Origin of the sequence: Candidatus Pelagibacter sp. (genome assembly GCF_052049575.1) — a bacterium.
Lineage (GTDB): Bacteria > Pseudomonadota > Alphaproteobacteria > Pelagibacterales > Pelagibacteraceae > Pelagibacter.
Map to the genome: position 1 here is coordinate 142,243 of NZ_JBNGZQ010000001.1, position 25,532 is coordinate 167,774.

At 30.8% G+C, this 25,532-nt stretch carries 22 protein-coding genes; 1 reads left to right on the forward strand and 21 read right to left on the reverse strand.

The genetic code is table 11. From position 1 onward, the window contains the following. Nucleotides 1-153: 153 nt before the first annotated feature. Nucleotides 154-2,397, forward strand: coding sequence for an autotransporter domain-containing protein (locus ACTT9C_RS00765; RefSeq protein WP_440922603.1), 2,244 nt, complete (start codon nucleotides 154-156; stop codon nucleotides 2,395-2,397). Nucleotides 2,398-2,797: 400 nt separating this feature from the next. Here the strand turns inward: ACTT9C_RS00765 and ACTT9C_RS00770 are convergent, their stop codons facing one another. From ACTT9C_RS00770 to hflK, 21 genes are all read right to left on the reverse strand, one after another. Further along, nucleotides 2,798-4,573 carry a hypothetical protein gene (locus ACTT9C_RS00770; protein ID WP_440922604.1) on the reverse strand — a complete coding sequence of 592 codons (1,776 nt, stop codon included), beginning with the start codon at nucleotides 4,571-4,573 and terminating at the stop codon, nucleotides 2,798-2,800. A gap of 94 nt (nucleotides 4,574-4,667) precedes the next feature. Beyond that, nucleotides 4,668-5,012 carry a hypothetical protein gene (locus ACTT9C_RS00775; protein ID WP_440922605.1) on the reverse strand — a complete coding sequence of 115 codons (345 nt, stop codon included), beginning with the start codon at nucleotides 5,010-5,012 and terminating at the stop codon, nucleotides 4,668-4,670. Between the two features lie 11 nt (nucleotides 5,013-5,023). Then, entirely contained in the window at nucleotides 5,024-5,395 is a 372-nt protein-coding gene (msrB, locus tag ACTT9C_RS00780; protein ID WP_440922606.1) for a peptide-methionine (R)-S-oxide reductase MsrB, read from the reverse strand. 4 nt (nucleotides 5,396-5,399) lie between these two features. After that, nucleotides 5,400-6,293 (reverse strand): histone deacetylase family protein, encoded by an 894-nt coding sequence (locus ACTT9C_RS00785; protein ID WP_440922607.1) that lies wholly within the window; start codon nucleotides 6,291-6,293, stop codon nucleotides 5,400-5,402. A 6-nt stretch (nucleotides 6,294-6,299) separates the two neighbouring features. Beyond that, nucleotides 6,300-7,031, reverse strand: coding sequence for an FkbM family methyltransferase (locus ACTT9C_RS00790; protein WP_440922608.1), 732 nt, complete (start codon nucleotides 7,029-7,031; stop codon nucleotides 6,300-6,302). Then, nucleotides 7,028-7,978, reverse strand: a complete 951-nt coding sequence (locus ACTT9C_RS00795) for a D-2-hydroxyacid dehydrogenase family protein (protein ID WP_440922609.1) — start codon at nucleotides 7,976-7,978, stop codon at nucleotides 7,028-7,030. The genes ACTT9C_RS00790 and ACTT9C_RS00795 overlap by 4 nt, the downstream gene beginning before the upstream one ends. Then, on the reverse strand, nucleotides 7,971-8,864 hold the full coding sequence (locus ACTT9C_RS00800) for a DMT family transporter (protein ID WP_440922610.1): 894 nt from the start codon (nucleotides 8,862-8,864) through the stop codon (nucleotides 7,971-7,973). Before ACTT9C_RS00800 ends, ACTT9C_RS00795 begins: the two co-directional genes overlap by 8 nt. A 4-nt stretch (nucleotides 8,865-8,868) precedes the next feature. Next, a complete protein-coding gene (locus tag ACTT9C_RS00805; protein ID WP_440922611.1) occupies nucleotides 8,869-10,110 on the reverse strand; it encodes an NAD(P)/FAD-dependent oxidoreductase in 1,242 nt (413 codons plus the stop codon). Nucleotides 10,111-10,160: 50 nt separating this feature from the next. Then, nucleotides 10,161-11,285 (reverse strand): rod shape-determining protein RodA, encoded by a 1,125-nt coding sequence (gene rodA, locus ACTT9C_RS00810; protein ID WP_440922612.1) that lies wholly within the window; start codon nucleotides 11,283-11,285, stop codon nucleotides 10,161-10,163. Beyond that, nucleotides 11,285-13,159 carry a penicillin-binding protein 2 gene (gene mrdA / locus ACTT9C_RS00815; protein WP_440922613.1) on the reverse strand — a complete coding sequence of 625 codons (1,875 nt, stop codon included), beginning with the start codon at nucleotides 13,157-13,159 and terminating at the stop codon, nucleotides 11,285-11,287. The genes rodA and mrdA overlap by 1 nt, the downstream gene beginning before the upstream one ends. 491 nt (nucleotides 13,160-13,650) lie before the next feature. Continuing rightward, nucleotides 13,651-14,871, reverse strand: a complete 1,221-nt coding sequence (mreC, locus tag ACTT9C_RS00820) for a rod shape-determining protein MreC (protein WP_440922614.1) — start codon at nucleotides 14,869-14,871, stop codon at nucleotides 13,651-13,653. Between the two features lie 5 nt (nucleotides 14,872-14,876). Then, nucleotides 14,877-15,911, reverse strand: coding sequence for a rod shape-determining protein (locus ACTT9C_RS00825; protein WP_085148877.1), 1,035 nt, complete (start codon nucleotides 15,909-15,911; stop codon nucleotides 14,877-14,879). Beyond that, nucleotides 15,911-17,488: a 2-isopropylmalate synthase gene (locus ACTT9C_RS00830; protein ID WP_085148880.1), complete on the reverse strand. Its 1,578-nt coding sequence runs from the start codon at nucleotides 17,486-17,488 to the stop codon at nucleotides 15,911-15,913. The genes ACTT9C_RS00825 and ACTT9C_RS00830 overlap by 1 nt, the downstream gene beginning before the upstream one ends. A gap of 86 nt (nucleotides 17,489-17,574) precedes the next feature. Further along, nucleotides 17,575-18,597 carry a ketol-acid reductoisomerase gene (gene ilvC / locus ACTT9C_RS00835; protein ID WP_440922615.1) on the reverse strand — a complete coding sequence of 341 codons (1,023 nt, stop codon included), beginning with the start codon at nucleotides 18,595-18,597 and terminating at the stop codon, nucleotides 17,575-17,577. A 21-nt stretch (nucleotides 18,598-18,618) separates the two neighbouring features. Then, nucleotides 18,619-19,167, reverse strand: a complete 549-nt coding sequence (gene ilvN / locus ACTT9C_RS00840; protein ID WP_440922616.1) for an acetolactate synthase small subunit — start codon at nucleotides 19,165-19,167, stop codon at nucleotides 18,619-18,621. Next, nucleotides 19,167-20,933 carry an acetolactate synthase 3 large subunit gene (locus ACTT9C_RS00845; RefSeq protein ID WP_440922617.1) on the reverse strand — a complete coding sequence of 589 codons (1,767 nt, stop codon included), beginning with the start codon at nucleotides 20,931-20,933 and terminating at the stop codon, nucleotides 19,167-19,169. Before ACTT9C_RS00845 ends, ilvN begins: the two co-directional genes overlap by 1 nt. A 53-nt stretch (nucleotides 20,934-20,986) precedes the next feature. Beyond that, nucleotides 20,987-21,895, reverse strand: a complete 909-nt coding sequence (gene miaA / locus ACTT9C_RS00850; protein ID WP_440922618.1) for a tRNA (adenosine(37)-N6)-dimethylallyltransferase MiaA — start codon at nucleotides 21,893-21,895, stop codon at nucleotides 20,987-20,989. Nucleotides 21,896-21,898: 3 nt separating this feature from the next. After that, nucleotides 21,899-23,311 (reverse strand): Do family serine endopeptidase, encoded by a 1,413-nt coding sequence (locus tag ACTT9C_RS00855; RefSeq protein ID WP_440922619.1) that lies wholly within the window; start codon nucleotides 23,309-23,311, stop codon nucleotides 21,899-21,901. A gap of 1 nt (nucleotide 23,312) precedes the next feature. Next, complete coding sequence (locus ACTT9C_RS00860) at nucleotides 23,313-23,498, reverse strand: DUF2065 domain-containing protein (RefSeq protein WP_440922620.1); 186 nt, start codon at nucleotides 23,496-23,498, stop codon at nucleotides 23,313-23,315. A 6-nt stretch (nucleotides 23,499-23,504) separates the two neighbouring features. Next, entirely contained in the window at nucleotides 23,505-24,374 is an 870-nt protein-coding gene (gene hflC, locus ACTT9C_RS00865) for a protease modulator HflC (protein WP_440922621.1), read from the reverse strand. Between the two features lies 1 nt (nucleotide 24,375). After that, on the reverse strand, nucleotides 24,376-25,491 hold the full coding sequence (hflK, locus tag ACTT9C_RS00870; protein ID WP_440922622.1) for an FtsH protease activity modulator HflK: 1,116 nt from the start codon (nucleotides 25,489-25,491) through the stop codon (nucleotides 24,376-24,378). Nucleotides 25,492-25,532 lie beyond the last annotated feature (41 nt).

Genomic DNA, 25,532 nt, shown 5'->3' on the forward strand with positions numbered 1-25,532 from the left:
TATCTAGAAATTTATTTAAAGACAAGATTATACTTTTTTATAGTTTCCCAAAGAACTTAATTGCCCAATATGGTTAAAAAAATTGAGAATTTTCAACAAATTTCAAACGATTAGGGTGATGAAATTTTAAAAAAATTTATGTAAAAAACCTTGATGTCTTTATTAAAAAAAATACTCATTATATTTTTCTTTTTGATACCATTTTCAAATTCTTTTGCTGCAATGGTAACTAAGATAGATGATCAAGTTTTCCAAGATGCAGCTGACGATAAAGATACTAACATGGGGGGTCCTGAATTTAATAAAGATGGTACCAAAATGTTTGTGAGTTATCACAACGTCGTTAATAAACTAGCTTCAGGTGCAGACGATTTTATAGCTGAATACACTCTTTCCACACCTTTTGATATTTCAACAGCTACTTATGCTGGTGATAGTGAAAGATGTAGCGCAGTTGACCCAGATCATGATAACTCTATGCCTGCCGGCGATAATGCAACAACAAAGTCAATAATAGCATTCAAATTTAGTGATGATGGAAAAAAAATATTTACAGCTCAAAGAGGGATGAATGAAAATCCAGGAAATTCTTTTGTAAACCGATTTGACTTAACAACTCCGTTTGATGTTTCAACATGTACATACAATTCAGATGTGGATATCGATACAACTGCATTACAAAACGGAACTAATGCTGGAGATAGAAGCACAAATGACAGAAATAATTTACAAGGTATAGAAATAACCAATGATGGTACAAAATTATTTGTTACAATGAATGAAAATGGAGGTGGTCAGAATATAAAACAATATAATTTTGGTACACCGTATGATTTAAGTACTCTCACCCTTGCATCAACTGCAATAATTTTAGACAATAACAATCCTTTTGGCATGGAGTTTAGTAAAGATGGAAAAAGGTTATTTCAATCTTTTAGAACCACTGGCACAGTAGTGCAATTTTCACTTAGCAATGCTTTTGATTTATCGTCATCTACTAAAGATGGTGAGTTTAGTTTGAAAGCTCTTGATGACGATCTAGGTGATTTGATTGGTATTAAATTTAGTTCAAACGGTTTAAAAATATTTGCAGTAAACAGAGGGGACTCGAAAGTATTTGAATATAGCCTTGGTTGTGCTTTTACACTTGTTGCAGGTAGTTGTCCTTCTATTACTGAAGATAAAGATAGAACTGGAATGGCATTAGCTCAAATAGAAATTGCTAAAAGAACTATTGATCATTCAACTGATACTGCATTAAACCGATTAAAGTGGATTAGAAGAAATAAAGATAAACAAAATTTAACTAATTTAAATATTAATTTTAAATTTACTGATCAAAGATTAGCTTCTTTAACCGAAGCTGTTAAAACTTCTGCAGCTAAAAAGAAAAAGAAAGATAAAGAAGAAAATGTATTTTACTGGAGTGAGGGCAGTATAGCAATTGGCAGAATTGGTGATACCAGTATTTCATCTACCAAAAAAATTGATACGGATGCAATTACATTTGGTGCAGATAAATTTACAGATGGAAATGGAATTAAAGGCTGGGCATTTAGAATTGGTAGAAATAATGTTGATGTGGGAACTGCTGGAAGTAATTTAGACACCGATACTTATAACATTACCTATTATTCAACGTCACCAATCAAAAATGATACAAAGTTCTTAGATAGTGTAATTGGTTTTGGTAAATTAAATTCTGACTTATTAACTGTTCTAGAGGGAGAAAAATTAGCAGCTGAAAGATCCGGTCATCAAATATATGGAACAATAAGAATAAAAGATGAGATAAAAAAAGATAACCTTACTTTAATTCCTTCAGGTAGATTTGATATTGGTCATACTTACTTAGGGTTTTATGAAGAAAGTGGATCAGGTGGTATTGATGTTGAAGGACAACGTATTATGTCTAAAAAAATTCGAGCTAGTCTTGCAGCCGTTGAGGATCTGTCTGGTGATAAATACGATATAAAAAGACATGGTAAGATTGAATACATTGCAGATATCGATCGGTCTTCTGATTTTGAATATACCTACGTCAGTGATAGCAGTGTAAATTTTAATAACACTTTGGACACAGGAGCTTTACATAATATTAACGGTGAAATTGGTATTGATATTGTTTTACCTGATAGATTTAGTATTTTTTTAATCTATGAACGTAATCAAGCACTAGGCTCAGGACACACAGATAAATTACATATTGCATTGGGTTATTTACCTAATAAAGAAACAAATTTCGCTTTTTCAATAGATGGTGTTGATAATTTTAAATCGAATTATGTTCTAAGTAAAAATATTAATGATTATAATATTGATTTAAAGTTGACTAATGATTTAATGCGTCCAGAGGAATACGATGAAGTATCCTTCAATTTAAAACGTAAATTCTAATCTAAAAAAAGATATAATAAATTACCCAAACAATTAGAGAATACTCAAAAAAAGACTTTGATAATTGAAGCTGTTTTTCACTAAACTTTGAAATTAAAAATTTCTTTGAGAAATGAAAACCTATGTGAACTATTATTATGCCAACTATAATTCCGATTATTGTAGATTGAATTGAAAAGTTCTTATAACCAAAATAACAAGCTGCAATTAGGGTTAGCCAAGAAACGTTAGAAATAAATACTTTAAAGATTAGACCAGTTTTTTTACTAAATACCGATTGTGTTTTTATAATTGAATAGGACCAAATAACTCCAGTTAAAAAACTAATATATTTTAATATCATTTAACAACTTAAAAATTTTATCAAATCAACTATAATAGGTTATCGATTTAACTTAAATTAAAATAACGATTTGTAATATAATTTAGCTTGAGCGCCATAGGTTTCTTGGCTTGAATAAAGAGTATCTAAATTAATAGAAAGTAAACTATTTTCTAAAGGTTGAAATTCATAATCTATACCTGCAGTAACAGTAATTTCTCTTGATAGATCGTCATCTTGATTATACTCAGCTAATACATTATTAACTTTAAACTCTTGAGTATTTTCTGTAATTACCTCTCGGTAATCAGTAAGCCAACTTAAATATAATTTTGACTTATCATCACTTAAAATCAAATATTCATCACTCAATGCCACTGATGCATTTAGAAATTCTTTTTTTTGCCATTTATAATATTCGCTTTCTTCATGATTAGGCGTTAATCCGTAACCTAACGAATAACTAAAGTCAGGTATTATATTGTTTAAAAACTTTCCTCCATAAATGGCATCATAACTAAAATACTGGTCATCTATATCTAAAAATCCGGAAGTGGTTGTGTTTGTAAGAATTCTTCTATCACTTTTATTCTGAGTAAATCCCCAAACAAAGAAAGTTTCTATATTTGAGTTAAATTTAGTTTGTTTTTCATCTGAAATAAAACCACCTGAGATACTTATACGATCGATATTATGATCTTTGGAAAATTCTTGTCTTCCAGTTTCAACAGAAAATAGTCGATTTGAGTTTTGCCCAGGTTGAATTATGTTTGCTCCAGCTCTTAAGTTATTATGTTCTAACCTCAACGTTTTTCTTTTGCCCTGTCTTCGCTCAAAAGATGAGAATATTTCTGACCAAGTATCGTTTTGATTTAAATATTGCTCACTTCTTTTAAATTTAGTAATAGACTTTCTTAAATTAATTGATTTGTGTCCAAGTTGCTCATCTAAAATTTCATTTCCACCTTGTCCAACTGAACCAGCAGAACCTTTAACGATGACATTTCCATCAAGATCCTGTAAATCATAAGTCCCTGAACCTGTAGTATCATAGTAATATGATTGTCCTATACCGTGGTTTACTTTTATTGTGTGACCAGAGCCTGTAATGTTAATCTTTCCAATAACAACACCTTTATCCTTCAAGTTTAATGTTGCTCCAGCACTTCCTGATAAAGTAATTGCATTAAAAGTTGGACCATCTTTATTTTCAATTTTTCCACTATTAGTTAAAGTGGCTGAACCACCCATTACAACTACTGCATTTTCTGAGTTATGATAAATGTGCCCACCTTTAAAGTTGTTTAACGTAATATTTGTAGAGTCATCGTCTGATTTAATTGTATTTGTCCCATCATCATCATCATCGGTAGCAAAAATTGTTCCATAGTTATTGATAGTAATATCGTCAGTTGTGCCAGTATTCTCCAACATAGAGATGGTGTTTGTGTTTGCTTTAATTATTCCACTACTATTATTCGTTAATGAACCAGTTTCTACATCAGTAAAATTAATAGCTTTAGATCTTGCTGAAATGATTGTTCCACTGTTAGTTATGGTTAAGTTAGAAGAGGACTCACCATTGATAGTGTTTGATTTATCAACTGTTGTTTCTGCAGTAGAACCAACCTCAATGATAACTGTTCCATTTGCCTTTTCATTAATTTTAATAATATTATTTAGTTGATTTCTCAATGTAGATGAATTCGAGATTGTTAAAGTTGTATTATCTGCACTAAAAGTTTGTCTGGCTGTAGTCACACCACCGTCATCAATATCAATTGAATATGCCAAATTTTGATAAATTATGACAAAAAATAAAATTTTAAATAAGTGTTTTAATTTTTTACACATAAGAGCGATTTATAGTAAATTTGGCTTTAACTTTCATCTTTTAAGTTTAATTGAATAGGGTCTACTTTAAGCCTTTTACCTATTAAATTGTTAATTATTCTATTACTTCGAGCTCCTCAATTATACTCACAATCTTCTTGCCACTTATTACTGCATTGACTCTTGCGCATTCATAATAGGCAAACGAAGTTTCTTCTGCTATTTCTTTCATCTCTAAACATCTTGATCTATTTTCCGTATACAAATGTTCTGTTAATCTTGGAGGATCACCTAAATACATCATAAGACCTATAACTTCACCTTCTTTCTGGAAATCTGCTTTTTCCTCTATTTCTGCTACACGATTATCAACACCAATCTCAAAATCTTTAAACGCAACAAAACCTTTGTATATAATAAAAACTAGAATTAAATAAAAAATAAACTTAATTTTACTCATTTTAATTTAAATCATTTAGTCTCTTTAAAAACTAAACATACACCATTATTGCAATATCTTTTTCCAGTTGGCAAAGGTCCATCATCAAAAATATGTCCGTGATGGGCATTGCAATTTTTACAATGATATTCTGTTCTTGCATAACCTATTAAATGATCAGTTTTAGTTTCAAATACATCTGGCAGTGATTGATAAAATGATGGCCAACCTGACCCACTTTCATACTTAGTTTTTGAGTCAAATAATTTTACATCACAATTTGCACAATGATAACTTCCTTCTCGCTTTTCATTATTTAACTCACTTGAACCTGGTGGTTCAGTGCCATCTTCAAACATAACTAATTTTTGTTCTACAGTTAAATTTGAGTTCTTTTTGCTCATACCATTAAACTAATTTAGCACACGATTGATGTAAATAAGAATGTAATTCTATAAGCTTCTTAGCGTCTTTATTATACCCACCACCTAAAACACCACACAAAGGAATACCTCTTGAAAAGAAGTTTTCAGTGACAACCTCGTCCCTAGCTCTTATACCATCATCTGAAATTTTTAGTTTACCCAATCTATCATTAAAATGAATATCAACACCAGCAATATAAAAAACAAAATCAAAATTTTCATCGTTTAGTTGTTTCATATAAAACTTTAATATTTTTAGATAATCCTGATCTTCCATATTGTCGTTTAGATCAACATCAAGATCACTCGTAGATTTTTTAGCTGGGTAATTTGTTTTTGAATGCATACTAAAAGTAAAAACATTTCGATTATCTTTAAAAATATCAGCACTTCCATTACCTTGATGGACATCTAAATCTAAAATCAAAATTTTTCCAGCTAAACCTCTATCAAGTAGGTATTGTGCAGCAACAGCTACATCGTTAAAAACACAATAACCAGCACCACCATAAAAATTTGCATGATGACTTCCTCCTGCTGTGTTACAGGCTAGGCCATAATTTATTGCCAGTTTGGATGCCAACACTGTGCCTCCAGTTGCAACTAGAGATCTTTTCACCACACTATCAACTAAAGGAAAACCAATTTTTTTAACACTTTTTTCATCTAACGTTTTATTTTTGACATGTTTTATATATTTTTCACAGTGAACTCTTTTAAGTGTTTCATCAGAACAAGGGTAAGGAGTGTAAAAACTTTTAACTAATTTTTTTTTAAGTAAATAGTCAGCCAATTCTCCAAATTTATTTATTGGAAATCGGTGATCATCTCCAATTTTAGCAAAATAATCTTTGTGATTAATAATTGGAAGTTTCATAAAAGTTTAAATATGAGTGTTTTTATAGATTGAGTTTACACCTATTTTTTTTAAAAATTTAAAATTACTTTTTTTGAGTATTTGCTTAATCTTTCTACTTTTGTTCTTGGAAAAATTATTATGGTCTAAAATCTCAATACAAATCAAATTTATTTCATATTTTTTAAAATCAATACTTTTAATCACTTCATATTCTAAACCCTCTAAGTCAATATTTAAGAAATCTACTTTATTGAAATTATATTTTTTTAAAATGTTATTAATATTCTCTGTCTTTATTTTTTTTTCTTTAAAGTCTTTTTTATTAAGCGAAAAATTTTTTTTTAAAAAATTTAAATGATTTATATCCAAAGTATTTAAAGGGGAAAAATCATCTACAAAATATAACTTTTTATCAGTTTTTTTATCACTTATTGCACAATTAATATTAATATCTTTAGATCTAAAATAATCGAATAACTCGATTGTTATGGGGTTTAGATCCACGTTTATCCCTCTCCAATTTCTCTTGTAAAATTGAAATGTATTATTATGCCTAGTTGGGTGGAAGCATCCTAGATCTACAAATTTACCTTTATAATCATTTTCAAAAAAACTATTAATGTATTTATCCTCATCAAATTGAGAACCACCTCTAAGGTACTTAAAATTTCTTAAATATATATTATAAAAAAAGTAAATTTTTCTAAAAAAAAGAATTTTAGAATTTAGTAAAAATCTTAAACTTCTTACCCTCATTTTATAACTCTGATAGGATTATCGTTTACACAAGACTCAAGGGCTTCAATCATTTGATTATAATAAATATTATAATTTTCAGCTGTAACATATCCAATATGAGGAGTTAATAAGGCGTTAGGTAAAAATCTGAGTTTATTATTTTCAGGTAAGGGTTCCTTTTCATAAACATCTAAACCAGCTCCAGCTATTTCATTTGTGGATAATGCAATTATTAAATCATCCTCATTTATTATCGGTCCTCTTGAGGTGTTAATCAAAAAAGCAGTTTTTTTCATTTTATCCATCTCTTTAATTGTAATACAGTTTCTGTATCTCTCGCCACCTTGAACATGAATAGATAAAAAATCTGAGTTCTTAATTAAATCCTCTTTGCTACAGGGTAAAACGTCTAATTCTTTGCAGGTATCTAAATTAAGATTTTCACTCCATGCCATTACTTGCATACCAAATGCTTTTCCAATTTTAGCAACTTGGGATCCAACTTTTCCAAGACCAATCAGACCAAGTATTTTTCCTTTTAATTCTACTCCAATAGTAGACTGCCAATATCCTTGATACATATTGTCTATTTCTTCTTTAAGGTTTCTCGCTAATCCAAGTATTAGAGCCCAGGTTAATTCAGGTGTTGGATTTATATTGCTTTCGGTTCCACTAACAATGATTTTTCTTTTTTTTGCAGCCTCTAGATCGATTGACTTATTTTTTAAACCGCTGGTAATAATAAATTTTAATTTAGTAAGATTTTCTATTAAATTTTTTGTAATTGGTGTTCTCTCTCTCATAATCAGTAAAGCCTCAAATTCAGACAATTTATCAAGAGCATCTGCTTCATCCTCGAAAGGCTCACTAAAAATTTTGATCTCGTACTTTCCTGCTAATTTTTCAAGATCAACAAATTGTTGAGATACATTTTGATAGTCGTCTAAGATGGCAACTTTAAGCATTTTTAATTTCCTTATTTGATAGAAATAAACCTAATATAATTAAAATTGCACCAATCAAGTGAAAAAATTTAAATTGCTCATTATAAAATAGTATTGCCATTATGGTGCTGAACAACGGAATTAAAGATAAGAAAATACCTGCTCTATTTGCACCTATGATAGAAACAGCACCTGCCCAACAATAGTAAGATCCTATGCTTGGGAAAAGAGCTAAAAATATCAAAGTGTAGACTAAATTTATATCAAACTTAATTAATTCTCCATTAGAGTATTCATATAAAAATTGAGGCAACACAGTTATCAAACCAAATGTACAAATAACATGAACTAAACTTAATAACGGAAGAGTAAATTTTTTTTTCTTTAAGAGAGTTGAGTAAACTCCCCATGTGATAACACCTCCTATCATTATCAAATCACCTTTATTAAAATTTAGGGAAAACAAAATGTCCAACTTAAGTCTGGTAATAATCGCCAGAATACCACATACTGAAATGATAAGCCCTAAAATTTGATACTTATTAGTTTGTTCAACTTTAAACAAAAAACAAAGTAAAATTATTATAGCTGGAATAGCTGTATTAAAAAGAGATGCGTTAATAACTTGGGTATGAATTAAAGATAAGTAAGTAAAAGAATTAAATAAACCAACACTTGTAAAACCTAAAAAAAATAACAAAGGTAGATTATTTAAAATCGTATTTTTATATTTTATTATTTCTTTAAAAGTAAAAGGTAACAATATAATCCAAACAAGAAGCCAACGATAAAACACTAAAGTTAAAGGAGGTATCTCAACCAAGAAAGCATACTTGCCAACCATAAAATTACCAGCCCAGAATAAAGTTGCGCATACCAGCATGATATATGCTTTGGTATTTTGCATTTTACTAATTGAATCTTGTTGAGCTATAAGGGGCTAAATTTAAATTGGTGTTTTCTTTAGCTATCATTCCGGAGACAATCTTTCCAGATATTGGACCTAATGTCCATCCTAAATGATGATGACCGAAACAATAGAATACATTTTTATGATTTTTTGACGGACCCATAACTGGTAAAAAGTCGGGTAATGTTGGTCTAAATCCTAACCATTCATCTTCATGATCGGGTAAATCTCCTAACATGTACTTAGCATTATTAATCAAATTGTTAATACGAGATTTTGATAAAGGATTTTTCAATCCACCAAACTCGACAGTTCCTACAACTCTTAATCCTTGTTCCATTGGAGTAATTCCAAATCCTCGATTTGAAAAAATAACTGGTCTTTGTAAAAGATGATCACAATCTTTAAAGTGAACATGATAACCACGTTCGGTATCTAAAGGTATTTTTTCATCTAAATTATCAGTTAATTTTTTTGAAAAGGCTCCACAGGCTACTACGACTTTATCAAATAAAAATTTATCTGTATTAGTTTTTAATATTGGTTGTTCATCTTGAAAGTCTATACTTTTAACATCCGTTTTTTTAAATTGCCCGCCCTTCTTAAGAAATAAATCAAAAAATTTAAGCAGAATTTTTTTTGGATTTCTAGCATGTCTCGCGTAAGGATAATAAACACCAGCATGATAAAAAGGTTTTATATTAGGCTCTAAATCATGAATTTCTTTTTTATTTACAAGTTGTTGCTGAACTCCTAATTCGTTTCTAACATTAATTTCTAATTCTCTGCTTTTCAAATCTTGATCGTTCCAAATATACAAAATTCCTTTGTTTTCAACTAAACCTTCAATATCAACTTCATCAAATAATTCATCATAGGCTGGTAAGGCTAAATCTAAAATTTGATGCATATTTTTTGCAGTGTGCATCATTTTATTTTTTGTGGTGTTCATTATAAATTTCATAAACCAAGGGATCATTTTTGGAACATAGTTCCATTTAAGAGCAAGAGGTCCTGTTGAGCTCATTAGCATAGCGGGGACATCCAATAAAATATCAGTTCTATTTAAAGACAATGAAGCATAGGGAGAAAAATGACCAGCGTTTCCGTAAGATGCTACAGGGCTTCCTGGATTTTCTCTATCAAATATCGTTACATCAAAACCTTTTTTCTGCAAAAATAGAGCATTAGAAATTCCTTGAATACCACCTCCAACAATACCTATTTTAAGTTTTTTATTCACCTGACGACTATATAATGAAATTTTAATTAAGATTAAGCGACAAATTATACTTATGCAATGGATTGTTGGCTATGAGTTTTGGCACTCATCACAATTCCAAATCCTATCATCGTGGCTAACATTGATGAACCACCATATGACATTATTGGCAAAGGCGAACCTACAATAGGAAGTAAACCTAAAACCATGCTCATATTAATTACAACATATATAAAAATTGATGTTCCAAAGCTGTAACAAAATAATTTTGCAAAATAACTTCTAGAGAGGGCACCTATTCTGATAACTCTATAAATTATAATACTATAAATTAAAAGTAACAAAACTGAACCTATAAAACCGAATTCTTCTGAAAAAAGTGTAAATATAAAATCTGTATGTTTCTCTGGTAGGAATTCTAGATAACTTTGTGTTCCTTTTAGAAAACCTTTACCAGTGATACCACCTGATCCAACGGCAATTTTAGATTGAATAATCTGATAACCAGCTCCTAAAGGATCTCTATCTGGATTAAGAAAAGTTAATACTCGAAGTTTTTGATAAGGTTTTAGAAAAGAAATGATAATTGGTAATGAAATGATTGATAACAAGCAAGAATAAAAAAAATATTTATGATTTAACCCAGCAAACCACAATACAACTATTCCACTTATTGCAATAAGTAATGAAGTACCTAAATCTGGTTGTATAATTACTAAACTCATTGGAACAAAAATAATAATTAATGAGAAACAAATAGTGTAAAAGGAATTAACGTGCTGTGATTTCATTCTATGAAAATATTTTGCCAAACATAAAATGATAAAAATTTTCATTAATTCAGATGGCTGAATATTTAAAAAATATAAATCAATCCATCTTTTAGATCCTGACGCAGTAATACCAAAGTTTATAGTCCAAATTAACATTCCTAAAATAACTGCATAAGATAAATAACCAAGAGAAAACCAAAATTTTATATTGATAAATGAAATCACAAGCATCATTAAGAAGAAAATTGCAAATTTTATAAAGTGACTTCTTGTATGAAATAAAATTTCACCTCCATCAGTAGAGTACATCGTAGCAAGACTAATAAATCCAAGTATAAGCAGACATGATAAAAGGATATAATCTAAATTTCCAAATTTTTGGAAAAAACCATTTTTATTGTTAAATCTTCTGTATTGGTACATTAGATATCCAAATATTTTTTGTTGTTATAATTTTTTCTTATTTCATGTCTATCAACAATCATTTTAAATAATTCTTTAGCTAATGGAGCTGCAACAGTTCCTCCAGAGCCACCATGTTCTATAATTATACTTAATGCATACCTTGGACTTTTATAAGGCCCAAAGGCTACATATAAAGCGTGATCTCTCTCTTCATAAGGAATTTGAAATGTTTTGAGATCCAATTCACGATCTCGTTCAGTTATTTTTTTGACCTGTGAGGTTCCAGTTTTACCAGCAAATCGATATTTAGGATCATCCAAACGAGATCTGTAAGAAGTTCCTCTTACTTCATTTGTAGAACTAAACATGGCATCTTGAACAATTTTAATATTTCGAGCCTTTTTATATAATGGCGTGAATTTATCTGCATATTGATTGTCATCATTTGCCACTATTTTTGGATAAATTTTATATCCTCCATTAGCTATTTGGGCAGTCATCAAACATAATTGTATTGGAGTTGTTTGAATAAATCCTTGACCAATACCAGTAATTATTGTTTCACCAAGTACCCAATTTATTCCTAACGCATTTTTTTTCCATTCTGTATTAGGAACCAAACCTTTCTTTTCGTTATCGAATACATCTTTAAAAACTTTCTGCCCCAGTCCAAATTTTTTTGCAGTAACGCTTAATCGATCTACACCTAATCTTCTTGCGACTTCATAAAAATACGTATCACAAGATTGCTTCATTGCTTCTCTTAAATTTACAAATCCATGTCCTTCTTTCTTCCAACAATGATAAGTTTGCCCGTACAATTCTAAAGGATTTTTGTGTCCTTTGCATTGAACTGTAAAATCTGGTTTAATAATTTCATTTTCTAGAGCAGATAAGGCAACTATAGGTTTTATGGTTGATCCAGGTGAGTAATTTCCTGATAGTGATTTATTAACTAAAGGTTTCATTGGATTGTTTCTTATCAGTTGCCACTCATCTTGACTTATTCCAAAGACAAAAGAGTTAGGATCAAAGGATGGGGAAGAATGCATTGCAATTATTGCACCCGTATAAATATCCATTACGCATATTGATCCTGCTTTTTCTTTTAGTAACTCATTACTTAATTCTTGAATTTTTGTATCTATTGTAAGTTTGATTGTTTCTCCCTTATCTCCTTTTTGAAATGCTAATTGACTAATCCTTCTGCCATAAGCATTAACCTCATATCGCTCTACGGAATTTGATCCAATTAATTTTTTCTCAAAAGATTTTTCTAAGCCTGTTTTTCCAACTTTTAATCCAGGTACAAATTTTTCTTTTATATTTTCATTTGTTAAAAGGTCGTTTTCATTAGCCTGACTAACATAGCCTAAAACATGAGTGAAATTTTCTTTATACGGGTAATCTCTTGATATTGAAATAACTGGTTTAACACCATTAAGATCATAAAGGTGATTATTAATTTTGGAAAATTTTTCCCAACTTAAATTATCTGCTACAATTAATGTTTCCCAAGGTTGTATTTCATTCTTTTTTTTTACAATTTTTTTAAATTGTTTTTCACTTAATTCTAATAATTCTTTCACACGATAAATTACATATCTAAAATCCTCCACCTCCTCAGGTATGATATGGAGTTGGTAAGCCTCAAAGTTTCCAGCAATCGTATTTCCAAAATAATCTTGAAATTCTCCTCTGATAGGAGGTAATTTCCATTCTCGAATTCTATTTTTGTCAGATAGTGTTAAGTACTTTTTATTCTCTTTAACTTGTAAAAAAAATAATCTACTAACTATTCCACCTAGAATAATAATTTTAGCTGTCGCAAGAATAAACATTCTTCGATTTAATGAATTTAACTTAGTTGCGCTGTCACTTATATTAATCATCTAAACTTTTTAAATACCTCTTAAAAAAGATTGAAAATATTATGTAAAATAAAAACGTAAAAAAATTATTTACAATGAAAAGTGTAATATCCAATTCATAAGAAAAAAACAAAAATAAAACTGAGAAATTAATTGAATTTATCAAACTAATGATAAACAAAAAATAGAACCAATCTTTTATTAAATTTGGACTAATTGTTATATTTCTAAGGTAAGTGGCAAATATACAAATTAAGATATATGACATAGAACTTATGCCCAAGGGTAAACCAACAACAGTATCGTTAAATAGCCCTGCTAAAAAAACTAAAAAGTAATCAAATCGCTGGTATGCTTTTAAAGCAAAATAAAAAATTAATATAAATGGAAAATTAAATGAAAAGTAATCAATGTTTAAATAATTAAAATCAAATTCATTAAATACAGATATAAATAAAGCAAGAATTGGTAACCAAGTGTATATCTTGTAAAATAAATTTTTCTTTTGAAATCTAATCACTTATTTTTCCTTTTCTCATAATGCATGCTTTATATTCTTCGGTGCCTACTTGAAAACCTGTGCTAAAGAGCTTTTTTGATTGACATTTTGAACTATAGATTAAATTTAATCTCAAAAATTCTAGTTCTTCTTGGTCTAAATTATGCTGTTGAATAACACTTTTTTGAAACTCATTTTCTGACTTTAATATCTCAACTTGTTTAGTTAATTCGTTAGTTAAAGTATTTAATTCTTTGTTTTCCTCTAAAAATTTAGTGTTACTATCTTCTAAAATTTGCAACTCATCACTTATTAAGTCTAATTTTATTTGCTCAGTATTTGAAGAGACTTGTGTTTGATCATTTTGATCAGTTTCAACAGGTGTAGGAATAATCTCATCAATTTCTGCAAAAACATATTTTAATTGACTAAAATCGCTATAAAAGTTGATCAAAATTTTTTCATTTTCATCTTTTAAATCAATCGTTCCGACAGGAATTCCACTTTTGAAAATTGAGCCAGTTCCAGATGTATATGCAATTCCTTTATCGTCAATTTTGTTTATAAGATCATTCTTGATATATCTAATTTCACCTTTTTTATTTCCATTCCCAACAACAATTGCTTGAACATTTCCTGGGGTGATTGAAACAGGAATATTTGAATTTAAGTCAGTTAGCAACAATACTCTTGAATTTGTATAATTTACCTCAATGACTCGTCCCACAAGATAGCTTCGATCATAAATATTTGTTCCAATTTTTATTTTTTCCTTACTGCCTTTGTTGATAATAATTGATCTTAAAAAAGGACTTTCATGATCAACAATTACTTTTGCTAAAATTTTATTGGAAGTAATTGTATAACCATCAATAAGACTTTTGAGTTCCTCATTTTCACTTTTAATAATTTTTGTTGAAATATTTTCAGATTTTAATTGATCTAGTTCCTCTTTCGTTTGTTTATATTCTTTATAAAAATTGGTGTATTCATTTAAATTTACATAAGAAGATTTGATAAAATTTTCTGGGATTGAAACAATAAATGAAGAGCGATAAACAATTTCTTTTATCACTGACTTTGTTACAGTTATAACCTTGAAATTAAAACTTGATAAAACAATAATAACAATCGAGAAAAAAACTAAAGTTAATAAAGAAAATTTTTGTTTTGTACTTTTATTTAAAAAAGCAGATCTAATTGCTATTATAAAATCATCTCTGCTTTCGGCCATCTTTCTTAATATTCAGTCAGCATCGTAGAGAATGTTTGTTCTTGATCCAAAGCTTTACCAGTTCCGATTGCAACACATGATAATGGGTCCTCAGCAATGTGCACTGGCAATCCTGTTTCTTTAGAAAATCTTCTATCTATATTTTTTAATAAAGCTCCGCCTCCTGTCAAAGTAAGACCCATATCAACAAGGTCTGCTGATAATTCTGGTGGTGTGGCCTCAAGAGCATCTTTAATACCATTAACCATTTCTCTTAAAATACCATCTAATGCCTCTGCTGTATCTTCTTCGGTAATATTGACTTCTTTTGGAGTTCCCGATCTTAAATCTCGACCTTTGACAGCATAAGTATTATTATTAGATGGTATAGCGGTACCAATTTCTTTTTTAATTTTTTCAGCTGTGCTATCCCCTATCATAAGGTTATATTCTTTTCTCATATAGTTAACTAATGCACCATCCATAGCATCACCTGCAACTCTTAGAGATTTTGAATAAACTAAACCTCCTAATGACATGACAGCAATCTCACTTGTTCCACCACCGATATCAACAACCATTGATCCTGTTGCCTCTGATATTGGTAAACCTGCACCAATTGCTGCAGCTATAGGCTCCTCAATTAATTGAACTCTTCTAGCGCCTGCCGCTAAAGCACTATCTTGAATTGCTTTTCTTTCAACTGGAGTAGAGCCAGTGGGTACGCAAATTAATATTCTTGGATTTGCGAATGTTCTGCCTTTATGAACTTTTTTAATGAAATGTTTGATCATTTCTTCAGTGACAATAAAATCAGCGATAACACCGTCTCTTAAAGGTCGAATTGCACTAATATTTCCAGGTGTTCTTCCTAACATTGTTTTTGCCTCATCCCCTACAGCTAAAACTTGTTTTTTTCCAGTTTGCTCTACAATCGCTACAACAGATGGCTCATTTAAAACTACACCTTGTCCTTTAACTACAACTAATGTGTTGGCAGTTCCAAGATCGATAGCCATGTCTTGACTCCATATTTTTTTAACACTATCAAATATTCCCATTATATACTCTCCTTTAATTTTTTTGGTTCGATATTTTTATATAAAGATTTTTTCTCTCTCTTGATAAGCATTTTGTTTAAAGCATTTAAATAAGCATTTGCCGATGCTACTAAAGTATCTGTATCAGCTGACTGACCCACTGTAGTTCTATCATTTTCCTCTATCTTTACACTTACGGTAGCCTGTGCATCAGTTCCTTCTGTAACTGCATGAACTTGATAAAGAGACAATTTTACATCATGAGGATAAAGTTCTTTTATGCATTTAAATATTGCATCAACTGGACCATCACCAGTTTGAGAAGTCTTTTTAACTTCTCCAAAAACATCTAAAGTCATGTCAGCCCTTTGGGGCTCACCAGTTCCAGCAAATACTTTTAATGATTTTAAATTAATCGCATTTATCTTATTATCAATAATTAAACTATCGTCGACTAATGCAACAATATCTTCATCATAAATATGTTTTTTCTTATCCGCCAAAATTTTAAATTTTCCAAAAGCTGCTTGAACTACATCATCTGTGACATCTGCATAACCTAAATCGCTTAATTTATCCTTAAATGCATGACGTCCAGAGTGTTTACCCATTACTAAAGATGTTTTTTTTACACCAACACTTTCTGGTGTCATTATTTCATAGGTCTCTCTATTTTTTAACATTCCATCCTGATGAATTCCTGATTCATGAGCAAAAGCATTCTTTCCAACGATTGCTTTATTAAATTGAACAGGAAAACCCGTGGCATTAGATACAATTTTAGATGCTTTGCTAATTAGTTCAGTTTTAATTCCTGTTTCATAAGGTAATAAATCATCTCGTGTTTTTATAGCCATCACAATTTCTTCAAGTGCTGCGTTACCCGCTCTTTCACCTATTCCATTTATAGTACACTCAATTTGTCTAACCCCTGCTGATAAACCTGATAAAGCATTGGCAACTGCTAAGCCTAAATCATTATGGCAGTGCGCGGAAATAATAGCCTTATCAATATTTGGTACATTGTTTTTTATTGATGTAATAGTTTTTGCAAATTCTTCAGGTATAGAATAGCCAACTGTATCAGGAATATTAATTGTTGTTGCTCCACATTTAATGGCAAGTTCTATAGTTTTATACATAAATTCTAAATTTGTTCTTGTGCCATCCTCACATGACCACTCAACGTCATCTGTAAATTTTTTAGCATAAGTAACACTTTCTTTTATAGCGCCTAAAACTTGTTCATCTGTCATATTAAGTTTATGTTTCATATGAACTGGGCTTGTTGAAATAAATGTGTGGATACGAAATCTTTTTGCGAATTTTAAAGATTCATGACAAGCGTCTATGTCTTTTTTTGTAGCTCTTGCTAATCCACAAGGAATTGAATTTTTTACACTTTTACTGATTGCACTTACAGCCTCAAAATCACCTGGAGATGATATTGGAAAACCAGCCTCAATTATATCAATTCCCATTTCATCAAAAACTCTCGATATCTGAATTTTTTCCTCAACGCTCATAGAGGCCCCTGGTGATTGTTCACCATCCCTCATAGTTGTATCGAAAATGAATACTTTATCTTTCTCAGCCATATAAATATTTTTAGTGATCGAAATATACAACCTATCGTTTAGATTGCAAAATAAAATAATTATTTTAGCCCAATTTAATCAATATTTTACTTCTTATCGCTATCCACTAATTTCTTCTTACCAATCCACGGCATCATTGCTCTTAGTTTCGTACCGACTGTTTCTATAGAGTGTTTTGCTAATTCCTCTCTGGTCTTAAGAAAATTCTTTTGACCATTTTTACACTCATCCATCCATTGTTTGGTAAACTTTCCAGATTGAATGTCCTCTAGTACTTCTTTCATTCTTTTCTTAGTTTCTTCCTTATTAATAATTCTAGGTCCTGAAACATACTCGCCATACTCTGCAGTATTTGAAATTGAGTAATTCATATTTGCAATTCCACCCTCATAGATAAGATCAACGATTAATTTTACCTCGTGCAAACACTCGAAATAAGCCATCTCCGGTTCATATCCTGCCTCAACTAATGTTTCATAACCATTTTTGATTAATTCTACAAGACCTCCACAAAGAACAGTTTGTTCTCCGAATAAATCTGTTTCACATTCATCTTTGAAAGTGGTTTCAATAATTCCAGATCTTCCTCCTCCAATAGCTGATGCATACGATAAAGCTAAATCTCTTGCTTTACCTGTACCATCTTGATGAACAGCCATCAAACAAGGAACTCCACCACCTTTTTCAAATTCGCTTCTTACAAGATGTCCGGGTCCTTTAGGAGCAACCATAAATACATCTAAATCTTTTCTCGCTTTGATTAAATCATAATGAATATTTAAACCATGAGCAAAAGCTAGACTTGTGCCCTCTTTTAGTCTTTGTTCGATGTGATTTTTATATATGGTTGCTTGAAGCTCATCAGGAGTTAGGATCATACAAACGTCAGCCCATTCTGCTGCATCGGACAAGTTCATTACTTTCAAACCTTTTGATTCAGCTTTTGCTTTACTTGCTGAACCATCTCTTAAAGCAACAACTACCTCTTTTACTCCGCTATCTTTTAAATTGAGAGCATGGGCATGCCCTTGACTTCCGTAACCAAAAATAGCAACTTTTTTATCTTTAATTAAGTTTACATCAGCATCTTTTTCATAAAACATCTTCATTTTTTCTTCTCCTTTATAAATTTATTTAAATGTGTCAGCACCTCTGGTCATTGCTATTGCCCCAGTTCTTGAAGTGCTTGTAAGACCATAGGGTTTTAATTTTTTACTCATTTTATCAATTTCTCTTCTTAGAGCGGTTATTTGTACAACCACTGATTTATTTGTTTTATCTAAAATCACTGGATTAAATTTTTTGCATTCCTTAAGACACTTTTCTATCTTTTTTTTCTGTGCAACAATCTTAAGTAACGCCATCTCTTTAAATATAACTTTTTTATCTTCTCTTTTAAAATCTGCAACTTTATGAACTGGAACTAGTTTTTTTAACTGAAGTTTGATTTGATCAATAACTTGTGGTGTTCCTGTTGTTACTATTGTAATTCTAGAAATATTCTTCGCTGCATCAACTTCTGCTACAGCTAAAGACTCTATATTGTATCCTCTACCAGAAAATAACCCAACAACTCTTGCCAACACACCAGACTCATTATCTACCCAAACCACAAATATATGAGTATCTAGTTTACCTTTCTTAGTGGGTATGCTGTATGCTGATTTTGGAGATGACATTATACTAATGATTTCCCTTTGCCAGTAATCTTGTTTTCCTCTTTATCATTTGGACCTAAAATCATCTGATTGTGAGGCTTTCCAGACGGTATCATTGGAAAACAATTTTCATTAGGATCTACATGACAATCAAATATCACCGGGCCCTTATAATCGAGCATCTCTTTAATTTTATCATCTAATTCTAGAGGATTATCAGCCTTGATACCTTTGCATCCATAGGCCTCAGCTAATTTAACAAAATCAGGTAAAGCTTCAGAATAACTTTCTGAATAATTCTTTTCATGCAGAAGTTCTTGCCATTGTCTAACCATACCCATGTACTGGTTATTCAAGATAAATATTTTGATAGGTAAATTATATTGAACTGCTGTAGACATTTCTTGCATTGTCATTAACACTGATGCCTCACCTGCAATATCGATTACAAGTTTATCTGGATGAGCAATTTGAACACCTACTGCTGCTGGAAGTCCGTATCCCATAGTCCCAAGACCTCCTGATGTCATCCATCTATTAGGTTTATTAAATTTATAGTGTTGTGCAGCCCACATTTGATGCTGACCAACTTCAGTTGTGATAAATGTATCTTGATTTTTTGTAAGCTCATATAATCTTTTTACAGCATGCTGAGGCTTGATCTCTTTATCGCTATTAATAAAACCTAACGAGTCTTTCGTTCTCCATTTCTGGATTTGTTCCCACCATTTTGAAATTCTTTGTTTATTCGAATCTTTTAATCCATTTTGTTTTTTATTTATTTTCTTGATAGCTGACTTTATTACTTCATTAACATCTCCAACTATTGCAAGATCTACTTTTATAATTTTATTAATTGATGATGGATCAATATCAATATGAACTTTTTTTGATTTTGGAGAAAACTCATCGATCTTACCCGTTATTCTATCGTCAAATCTTGCACCAATGTTAATTAACAAATCACAATCATGCATTGCATTATTAGCTTCATAAGTTCCATGCATACCTAGCATTCCAATAAATTGATTATCATCCCCTGGAAATGCCCCTAACCCTTGTAGAGTTGATGTGATTGGAAAACCAATTAATCTAACAAACTCTTTTAAAGTTTCACTAGCTTGAGGACCTGAATTTATTACTCCACCTCCGGTATAAACAACTGGTTTTTTTGCTTTTGAAATTAAATCAATTAATTGATTAATTTCATTTTCAGAAAATTTATTATGTATTTTTCCATTTAATTTTTTTTCTTTTTTAAATCTTGCATAATTAGTTTTTGCAAATTGGATATCTTTAGGAATATCAATTAATACAGGTCCAGGTCTTCCAGTTGTTGCTACTTTAAAAGCTTCATGCATTACTTTTGGTAATTCTTTAATATCTTTAACTAACCAATTATGTTTTGTGCAAGGCCTCGTGATTCCTGTTGTGTCACATTCTTGAAAAGCATCAGTGCCTATTAAATGAGTAGGTACTTGTCCAGAAATACAAACTAAAGGTATTGAGTCCATATAAGCATCAGTTAATGCGGTGACAACATTAGTGGCACCTGGTCCTGAAGTTACTAAAACTACTCCAGGCTTGCCTGATGATCTTGCATAACCTTCTGCTGCATGGCCTGCTCCTTGTTCATGTCTAACAAGTATATGTTTTATTGATGAATGATGTTTAAGTTCATCATAAATTGGTAAAACTGCTCCACCTGGATAACCAAAAATATATTCAACCTCTTGATCTTCAAGACATTTAAATACAATTTCTGCACCGGTATATAATTTAGACATTCAAGCAATCTAGCTGAAGTTGTGCTAATTGGTCAAGGCTAAGTAGAGAATATCTAAATTTTTTTTAAGAGCTTTTCCAAACCATCTGGATTAACTTTATTCCAATCTTTCATATGTCCTCGAGCCCAGGTGCTCTGTCTTTTGGCATATTGCCTAGTCTTTATTGATATTTTCTCTATTAATTGTTCTGCTTGGATTTTTTTTTGAAGATATTGCTTAATCTCACTTATTCCAATTGCTTTACTAAGGCTTTTATTTTTTGGAACTTTCAATTTAATAAATTTTTTAACCTCTAAAATTGCTCCTAGTTTAATCATATTTTCAGATCTCTTATTTATTCTTTCTATTAAATCTTTTCTTGGAAAATCAATAAATATTTTAAAAAAATCATTACTAGCGTATTCTGACTTAGTATTTTTAAACCAGTTAATCATAGATTTTTTTGTAAATGATTTAATTTCATATGCTCTTAAAGATCTTTGTACATCTAGAGAATTAATTCGATCTTTAATCAAAGGATCTATTTGTAATAACTTTAGAAAAAATTTTTTTTGTCCTATTCTTTTGTGTAAATTTCTTACTTTATTTCTAAAATTAACAGGGATTCTAGGAATATTTACTAATCCCTCTGTCAAAGCTTTAAAATAAAGACCAGTGCCTCCTACTAATATTGGTGTTTTATTTATTTTTCTACATTGCAATATTTTTTCTTTTGCCATTTTAAGCCAATCTCCTGTTGAAAAATTTTTTTTCGCATTTTGAAATCCGTATAAATGATGTTTGATATTTTGATAATCTTTTTCAAAAGGTCTTGCTGTTAAAATCTTTAACTCTCTATAAACTTGCATGCTATCAGCATTTATAATCTGACCTGAAATTTTTTTTGCTAGTTCAATTGCAAATTTAGATTTACCAGATGCAGTAGGTCCATAAATTAAAATAATTTTGGATTTTAAATCCATAAACTAATCTAATTTAACGCCTATATATCTTTTTTGATTTTGACTATTATAGATCACAAGTAAAATAGTCTTCTGGTTACTATTCAAAACTTGCTTTAGGGCTTGATTTAAATCCTCAACATTCCTTATTTTTTTCTTCTGAGCTTCTAGAATAATGCTATTCACTTCTATCGAGCCAGTCAAAGGACTATTATTTTCAATACTTGTAATCACTAAACCATTTGTTTGGTTAGGTAAATTTCTTGTTTTAATATCTTGGTCAGAAAGTTTTCTTACTTTTATATTAAGGTTTTCAATTAAAGTTTCTTTTGGTAGTTCTTCTTTTTTTTCTGAAATTTTAAAATCTTCTGAAGTCTCCAGTCTTCCAAGTGTAATCGTTTTGATAATTTCTTTTTTATTTCTCCAAATTTTTACTTTTACTTTTTTTCCAACTTTAGTTCTTGCAACAATTATTGGGAGTTCTTTCATTTGATTTATTTTTTCACCATTGAATTCCAAAATAATATCTCCACTTTTAACTCCAGCCTTTTCAGATGGGCTATTTGGTGCAACACTTGCAACCAGAGCTCCTCTTGGTTCATCTAACTTTTCTACTTCTGCAATTTCTTTTGTTACATCTTGAATTCTTACTCCTAGCCATCCTCTTTTTGTTTCTCCAAATTCAATTAATTGATCAATTACAATCTTTGCACTGTTTGATGGTATTGAAAAACCTATTCCAACATTTCCACTTCTTCCAAGAATTGCCGTATTAATTCCAATCACATCACCATTCATATCAAACAAAGGACCACCTGAATTTCCAGAATTTATAGATGCATCTGTTTGAATATAATCTTCATATCTTGATAATCCAATTGATCGATTTCTTGCAGAAATTATTCCTGATGTAACTGTTCCACCTAACCCAAATGGATTTCCAATAGCTATAACCCAATCGCCTATTCTTGCTTTATCAGAATCACCAAATCTCACAGGTAAAAACTTTTCTTTTGACTCAATTTTTAAAACTGCAATATCTGAAAGAGGATCTGCTCCAATAACTTTTGCTTTAAACTTTTTTTCTCCGTTGACCTGAACTACGATATCCTCTGCTCCTTCGATTACATGATTATTTGTTACTAGTATTCCTTTTTCATCAATAATAAATCCTGAGCCAAGTGCTGAGGATTGTCTTTCTTGAGGTGTTCCAAATTCTTTAAACATATCACCAAATGGTGATCCTGGTGGAAATTGAAAATTTGGGAAAGGATTACTTCTTGTCACTACCGTTTGAGTTGTAGAAATATTCACTACTGAGGGCATTAATTTTTCAGCTAAATCTGCAAACGAATTAGGTATATTTTGAGAATTTGATATTGATGAAAAACAAAATACTAATAATAAAGAGAGAAATATTGTTTTTATTTTCATCATTTTAACTTTTTGCGTAATAAATAATTATAAAACCTATTAAAGCAAAAATTAATCCGCCAGTACGTAATTGACTATCTTTGATTAACTCAAGCTTTTTTAACATATTCTTCATTTTTGATGGAAATAAGGCATATAAAATTCCCTCAATAAAAAAGAATAGACCAAATGCAATGATCAATTCTTTCATCAAAGTTTACTCTGTTTGTGGTTTTATATTTCCAAAAAATTTAAAGAACTCACTGTCAGGAGATAAAATTAAAGATGTTTCTCCACCTATTAAAGCTTTTTCATAAGCTTGCATAGCTCTATAAAATGCAAAGAATTCTGGATCCTGTCCAAACGCAGCGGCAAAGATATTATTTCTTTTACCATCTCCTTCACCTTTCATAATCTCTGATTTCTTTTGAGCCTCAGCTAAAATTACTGTTACTTCTTTGTCAGCAGTCGAGGTAATTGTAACTGCCATTTCAGCTCCTCTTGCTCTAAATTCTTTTGCTTCTCTCTCCCTTTCGGTCTGCATTCTTCTAAAAATCGCGTCACTGTTAGCTTGGGGAAGATCCGCTCTTTTAATTCTAACATCAACTATCTTTATTCCAAAATTTTCAGCTTCATTATTTACACCCTCTTGAATTAAAGCCATTTGTTTGGTTCTATCCTCTGAAAGCAAAGTTTGAAGTTCTTGTTGTCCAAGAACATTTCTTATTCTAGAATTTATAATGGTAGCCAATCTTGATCTTGCAACCCTTTCATTTCCAACTGAAATATAAAACTTAAGAGGATCAACTATTTGAAATCTGGCAAATGCATCAACGATCAATCTCTTTTGATCAGAAGCAATTACCTCTTCAGGTGGAGTATCCAAATTTAAAATTCTCTTATCTAAAAATACAACGTTTTGAATAAAAGGAATTTTGAAATTTAATCCAGGTTTTAGAATTATTCTTTTTGGATCTCCAAATTGTAGAACAATCGCTTGATTAACTTCTTTAACTATAAAAATTGAAAAGAATGCAATTGCTGCTAATGCAACAATAATTCCAGCTGTAATTTTTCCTGCATTCATATTAATTTGTCACTTTCTTTTTTTGTAGTTCAGGTAAAGGTAAATAAGGAACGACACCTGAACCTGCATTTTTTTCGATTATTACTTTATCAATATCGGCTAAAACTTTTTCCATTGTCTCTAAATACATTCTTTCCTGAGTTACAGATTTTGCGTTTTTATATTCATTATAAATTGCCAAGAACCTGCTTGCTTCACCCTCTGCCTTTGCTACGACTTCTTTCTTATATGCCTCAGCAGCTTGTAATATTTTTTCTGCTTCCCCTCGTGCTCTTGGGATAACATCGTTTGCATAAGCTTCTGCCTCATTTTTTGATCTTTCCATATCAGCTCTTGCAGCCTGTACATCTCTAAATGCATCAATTACCTGATCTGGTGGGTCTGCTTTTTGTGTTTGAACTTGTGTTATCTGAATACCACTAGTGTATTCATCTAAAATCTTTTGAATAATTTCTTGTGTATCTGTCTCTATGACTGATCTACCTTCAGTTAAAATAGGTTGAATATCAGATCTTGCAATTACCTCTCTCATTGCTGTTTCTGCTGCAGCTTTAACTGTTCCCTCTGGGTCTTGAATTTTAAATAAAAAGTTTCCTGCATCTTTTATCACCCAGAAAACTGAAAAATCGATGTTAACAATATTTTCATCTCCCGTAAGCATTAAGCTTTCTTGAGGAACATCAGCTACTCCACCTTGAGATGTAAAACCACTATCTCTCTCAGATCTGAAGCCAATATCTATTCTATTAACCTTCGTAACTTTTGGAGTCAGTACAGATTCTACTGGAAACGGTATATGGTAATTTAATCCCGGTTGAGTGGTTTTTACAAATTTTCCAAATCTTAAAACTACACCTTGTTCATCTGGTAGTACTCTGTAAAGTCCACTAGCTAACCAAACGAACCCTAAAATAATTAACACCAAAACGGCTTGCTTACCACCTGATGAACTACCTCCTGGTAAAAATTTCTTAATCTTTTCTTGAAACTCTCTTATAATTTTATCGATATCTGGAGGAGTTGGGCCTCGGCCAGAGCCATTGCCACTTCCGCCACCGCTTCCACCTGGGGGTGTTCCCCAAGGACTTCCACCGCCTTGTCTAAAATCATCTGGCATATGGCAATCTATATAATGTCTTTATGAGGAAAAACAAGTTA

Excerpts from the sequence above, each read along its gene's own strand:
- ACTT9C_RS00765 (WP_440922603.1), top strand. The coding sequence starts at position 154 with ATGTCTTTATTAAAAAAAATACTCATTATATTTTTCTTTTTGATACCA.
- ACTT9C_RS00770 (WP_440922604.1), bottom strand. The coding sequence starts at position 4,573 with ATGTGTAAAAAATTAAAACACTTATTTAAAATTTTATTTTTTGTCATA.
- ACTT9C_RS00775 (WP_440922605.1), bottom strand. The coding sequence starts at position 5,012 with ATGAGTAAAATTAAGTTTATTTTTTATTTAATTCTAGTTTTTATTATA.
- msrB (WP_440922606.1), bottom strand. The coding sequence starts at position 5,395 with ATGAGCAAAAAGAACTCAAATTTAACTGTAGAACAAAAATTAGTTATG.
- ACTT9C_RS00785 (WP_440922607.1), bottom strand. The coding sequence starts at position 6,293 with ATGAAACTTCCAATTATTAATCACAAAGATTATTTTGCTAAAATTGGA.
- ACTT9C_RS00790 (WP_440922608.1), bottom strand. The coding sequence starts at position 7,031 with ATGAGGGTAAGAAGTTTAAGATTTTTACTAAATTCTAAAATTCTTTTT.
- ACTT9C_RS00795 (WP_440922609.1), bottom strand. The coding sequence starts at position 7,978 with ATGCTTAAAGTTGCCATCTTAGACGACTATCAAAATGTATCTCAACAA.
- ACTT9C_RS00800 (WP_440922610.1), bottom strand. The coding sequence starts at position 8,864 with ATGCAAAATACCAAAGCATATATCATGCTGGTATGCGCAACTTTATTC.
- rodA (WP_440922612.1), bottom strand. The coding sequence starts at position 11,285 with ATGTACCAATACAGAAGATTTAACAATAAAAATGGTTTTTTCCAAAAA.
- mrdA (WP_440922613.1), bottom strand. The coding sequence starts at position 13,159 with ATGATTAATATAAGTGACAGCGCAACTAAGTTAAATTCATTAAATCGA.
- mreC (WP_440922614.1), bottom strand. The coding sequence starts at position 14,871 with ATGGCCGAAAGCAGAGATGATTTTATAATAGCAATTAGATCTGCTTTT.
- ACTT9C_RS00825 (WP_085148877.1), bottom strand. The coding sequence starts at position 15,911 with ATGGGAATATTTGATAGTGTTAAAAAAATATGGAGTCAAGACATGGCT.
- ACTT9C_RS00830 (WP_085148880.1), bottom strand. The coding sequence starts at position 17,488 with ATGGCTGAGAAAGATAAAGTATTCATTTTCGATACAACTATGAGGGAT.
- ilvC (WP_440922615.1), bottom strand. The coding sequence starts at position 18,597 with ATGAAGATGTTTTATGAAAAAGATGCTGATGTAAACTTAATTAAAGAT.
- ilvN (WP_440922616.1), bottom strand. The coding sequence starts at position 19,167 with ATGTCATCTCCAAAATCAGCATACAGCATACCCACTAAGAAAGGTAAA.
- ACTT9C_RS00845 (WP_440922617.1), bottom strand. The coding sequence starts at position 20,933 with ATGTCTAAATTATATACCGGTGCAGAAATTGTATTTAAATGTCTTGAA.
- miaA (WP_440922618.1), bottom strand. The coding sequence starts at position 21,895 with ATGGATTTAAAATCCAAAATTATTTTAATTTATGGACCTACTGCATCT.
- ACTT9C_RS00855 (WP_440922619.1), bottom strand. The coding sequence starts at position 23,311 with ATGATGAAAATAAAAACAATATTTCTCTCTTTATTATTAGTATTTTGT.
- ACTT9C_RS00860 (WP_440922620.1), bottom strand. The coding sequence starts at position 23,498 with ATGAAAGAATTGATCATTGCATTTGGTCTATTCTTTTTTATTGAGGGA.
- hflC (WP_440922621.1), bottom strand. The coding sequence starts at position 24,374 with ATGAATGCAGGAAAAATTACAGCTGGAATTATTGTTGCATTAGCAGCA.
- hflK (WP_440922622.1), bottom strand. The coding sequence starts at position 25,491 with ATGCCAGATGATTTTAGACAAGGCGGTGGAAGTCCTTGGGGAACACCC.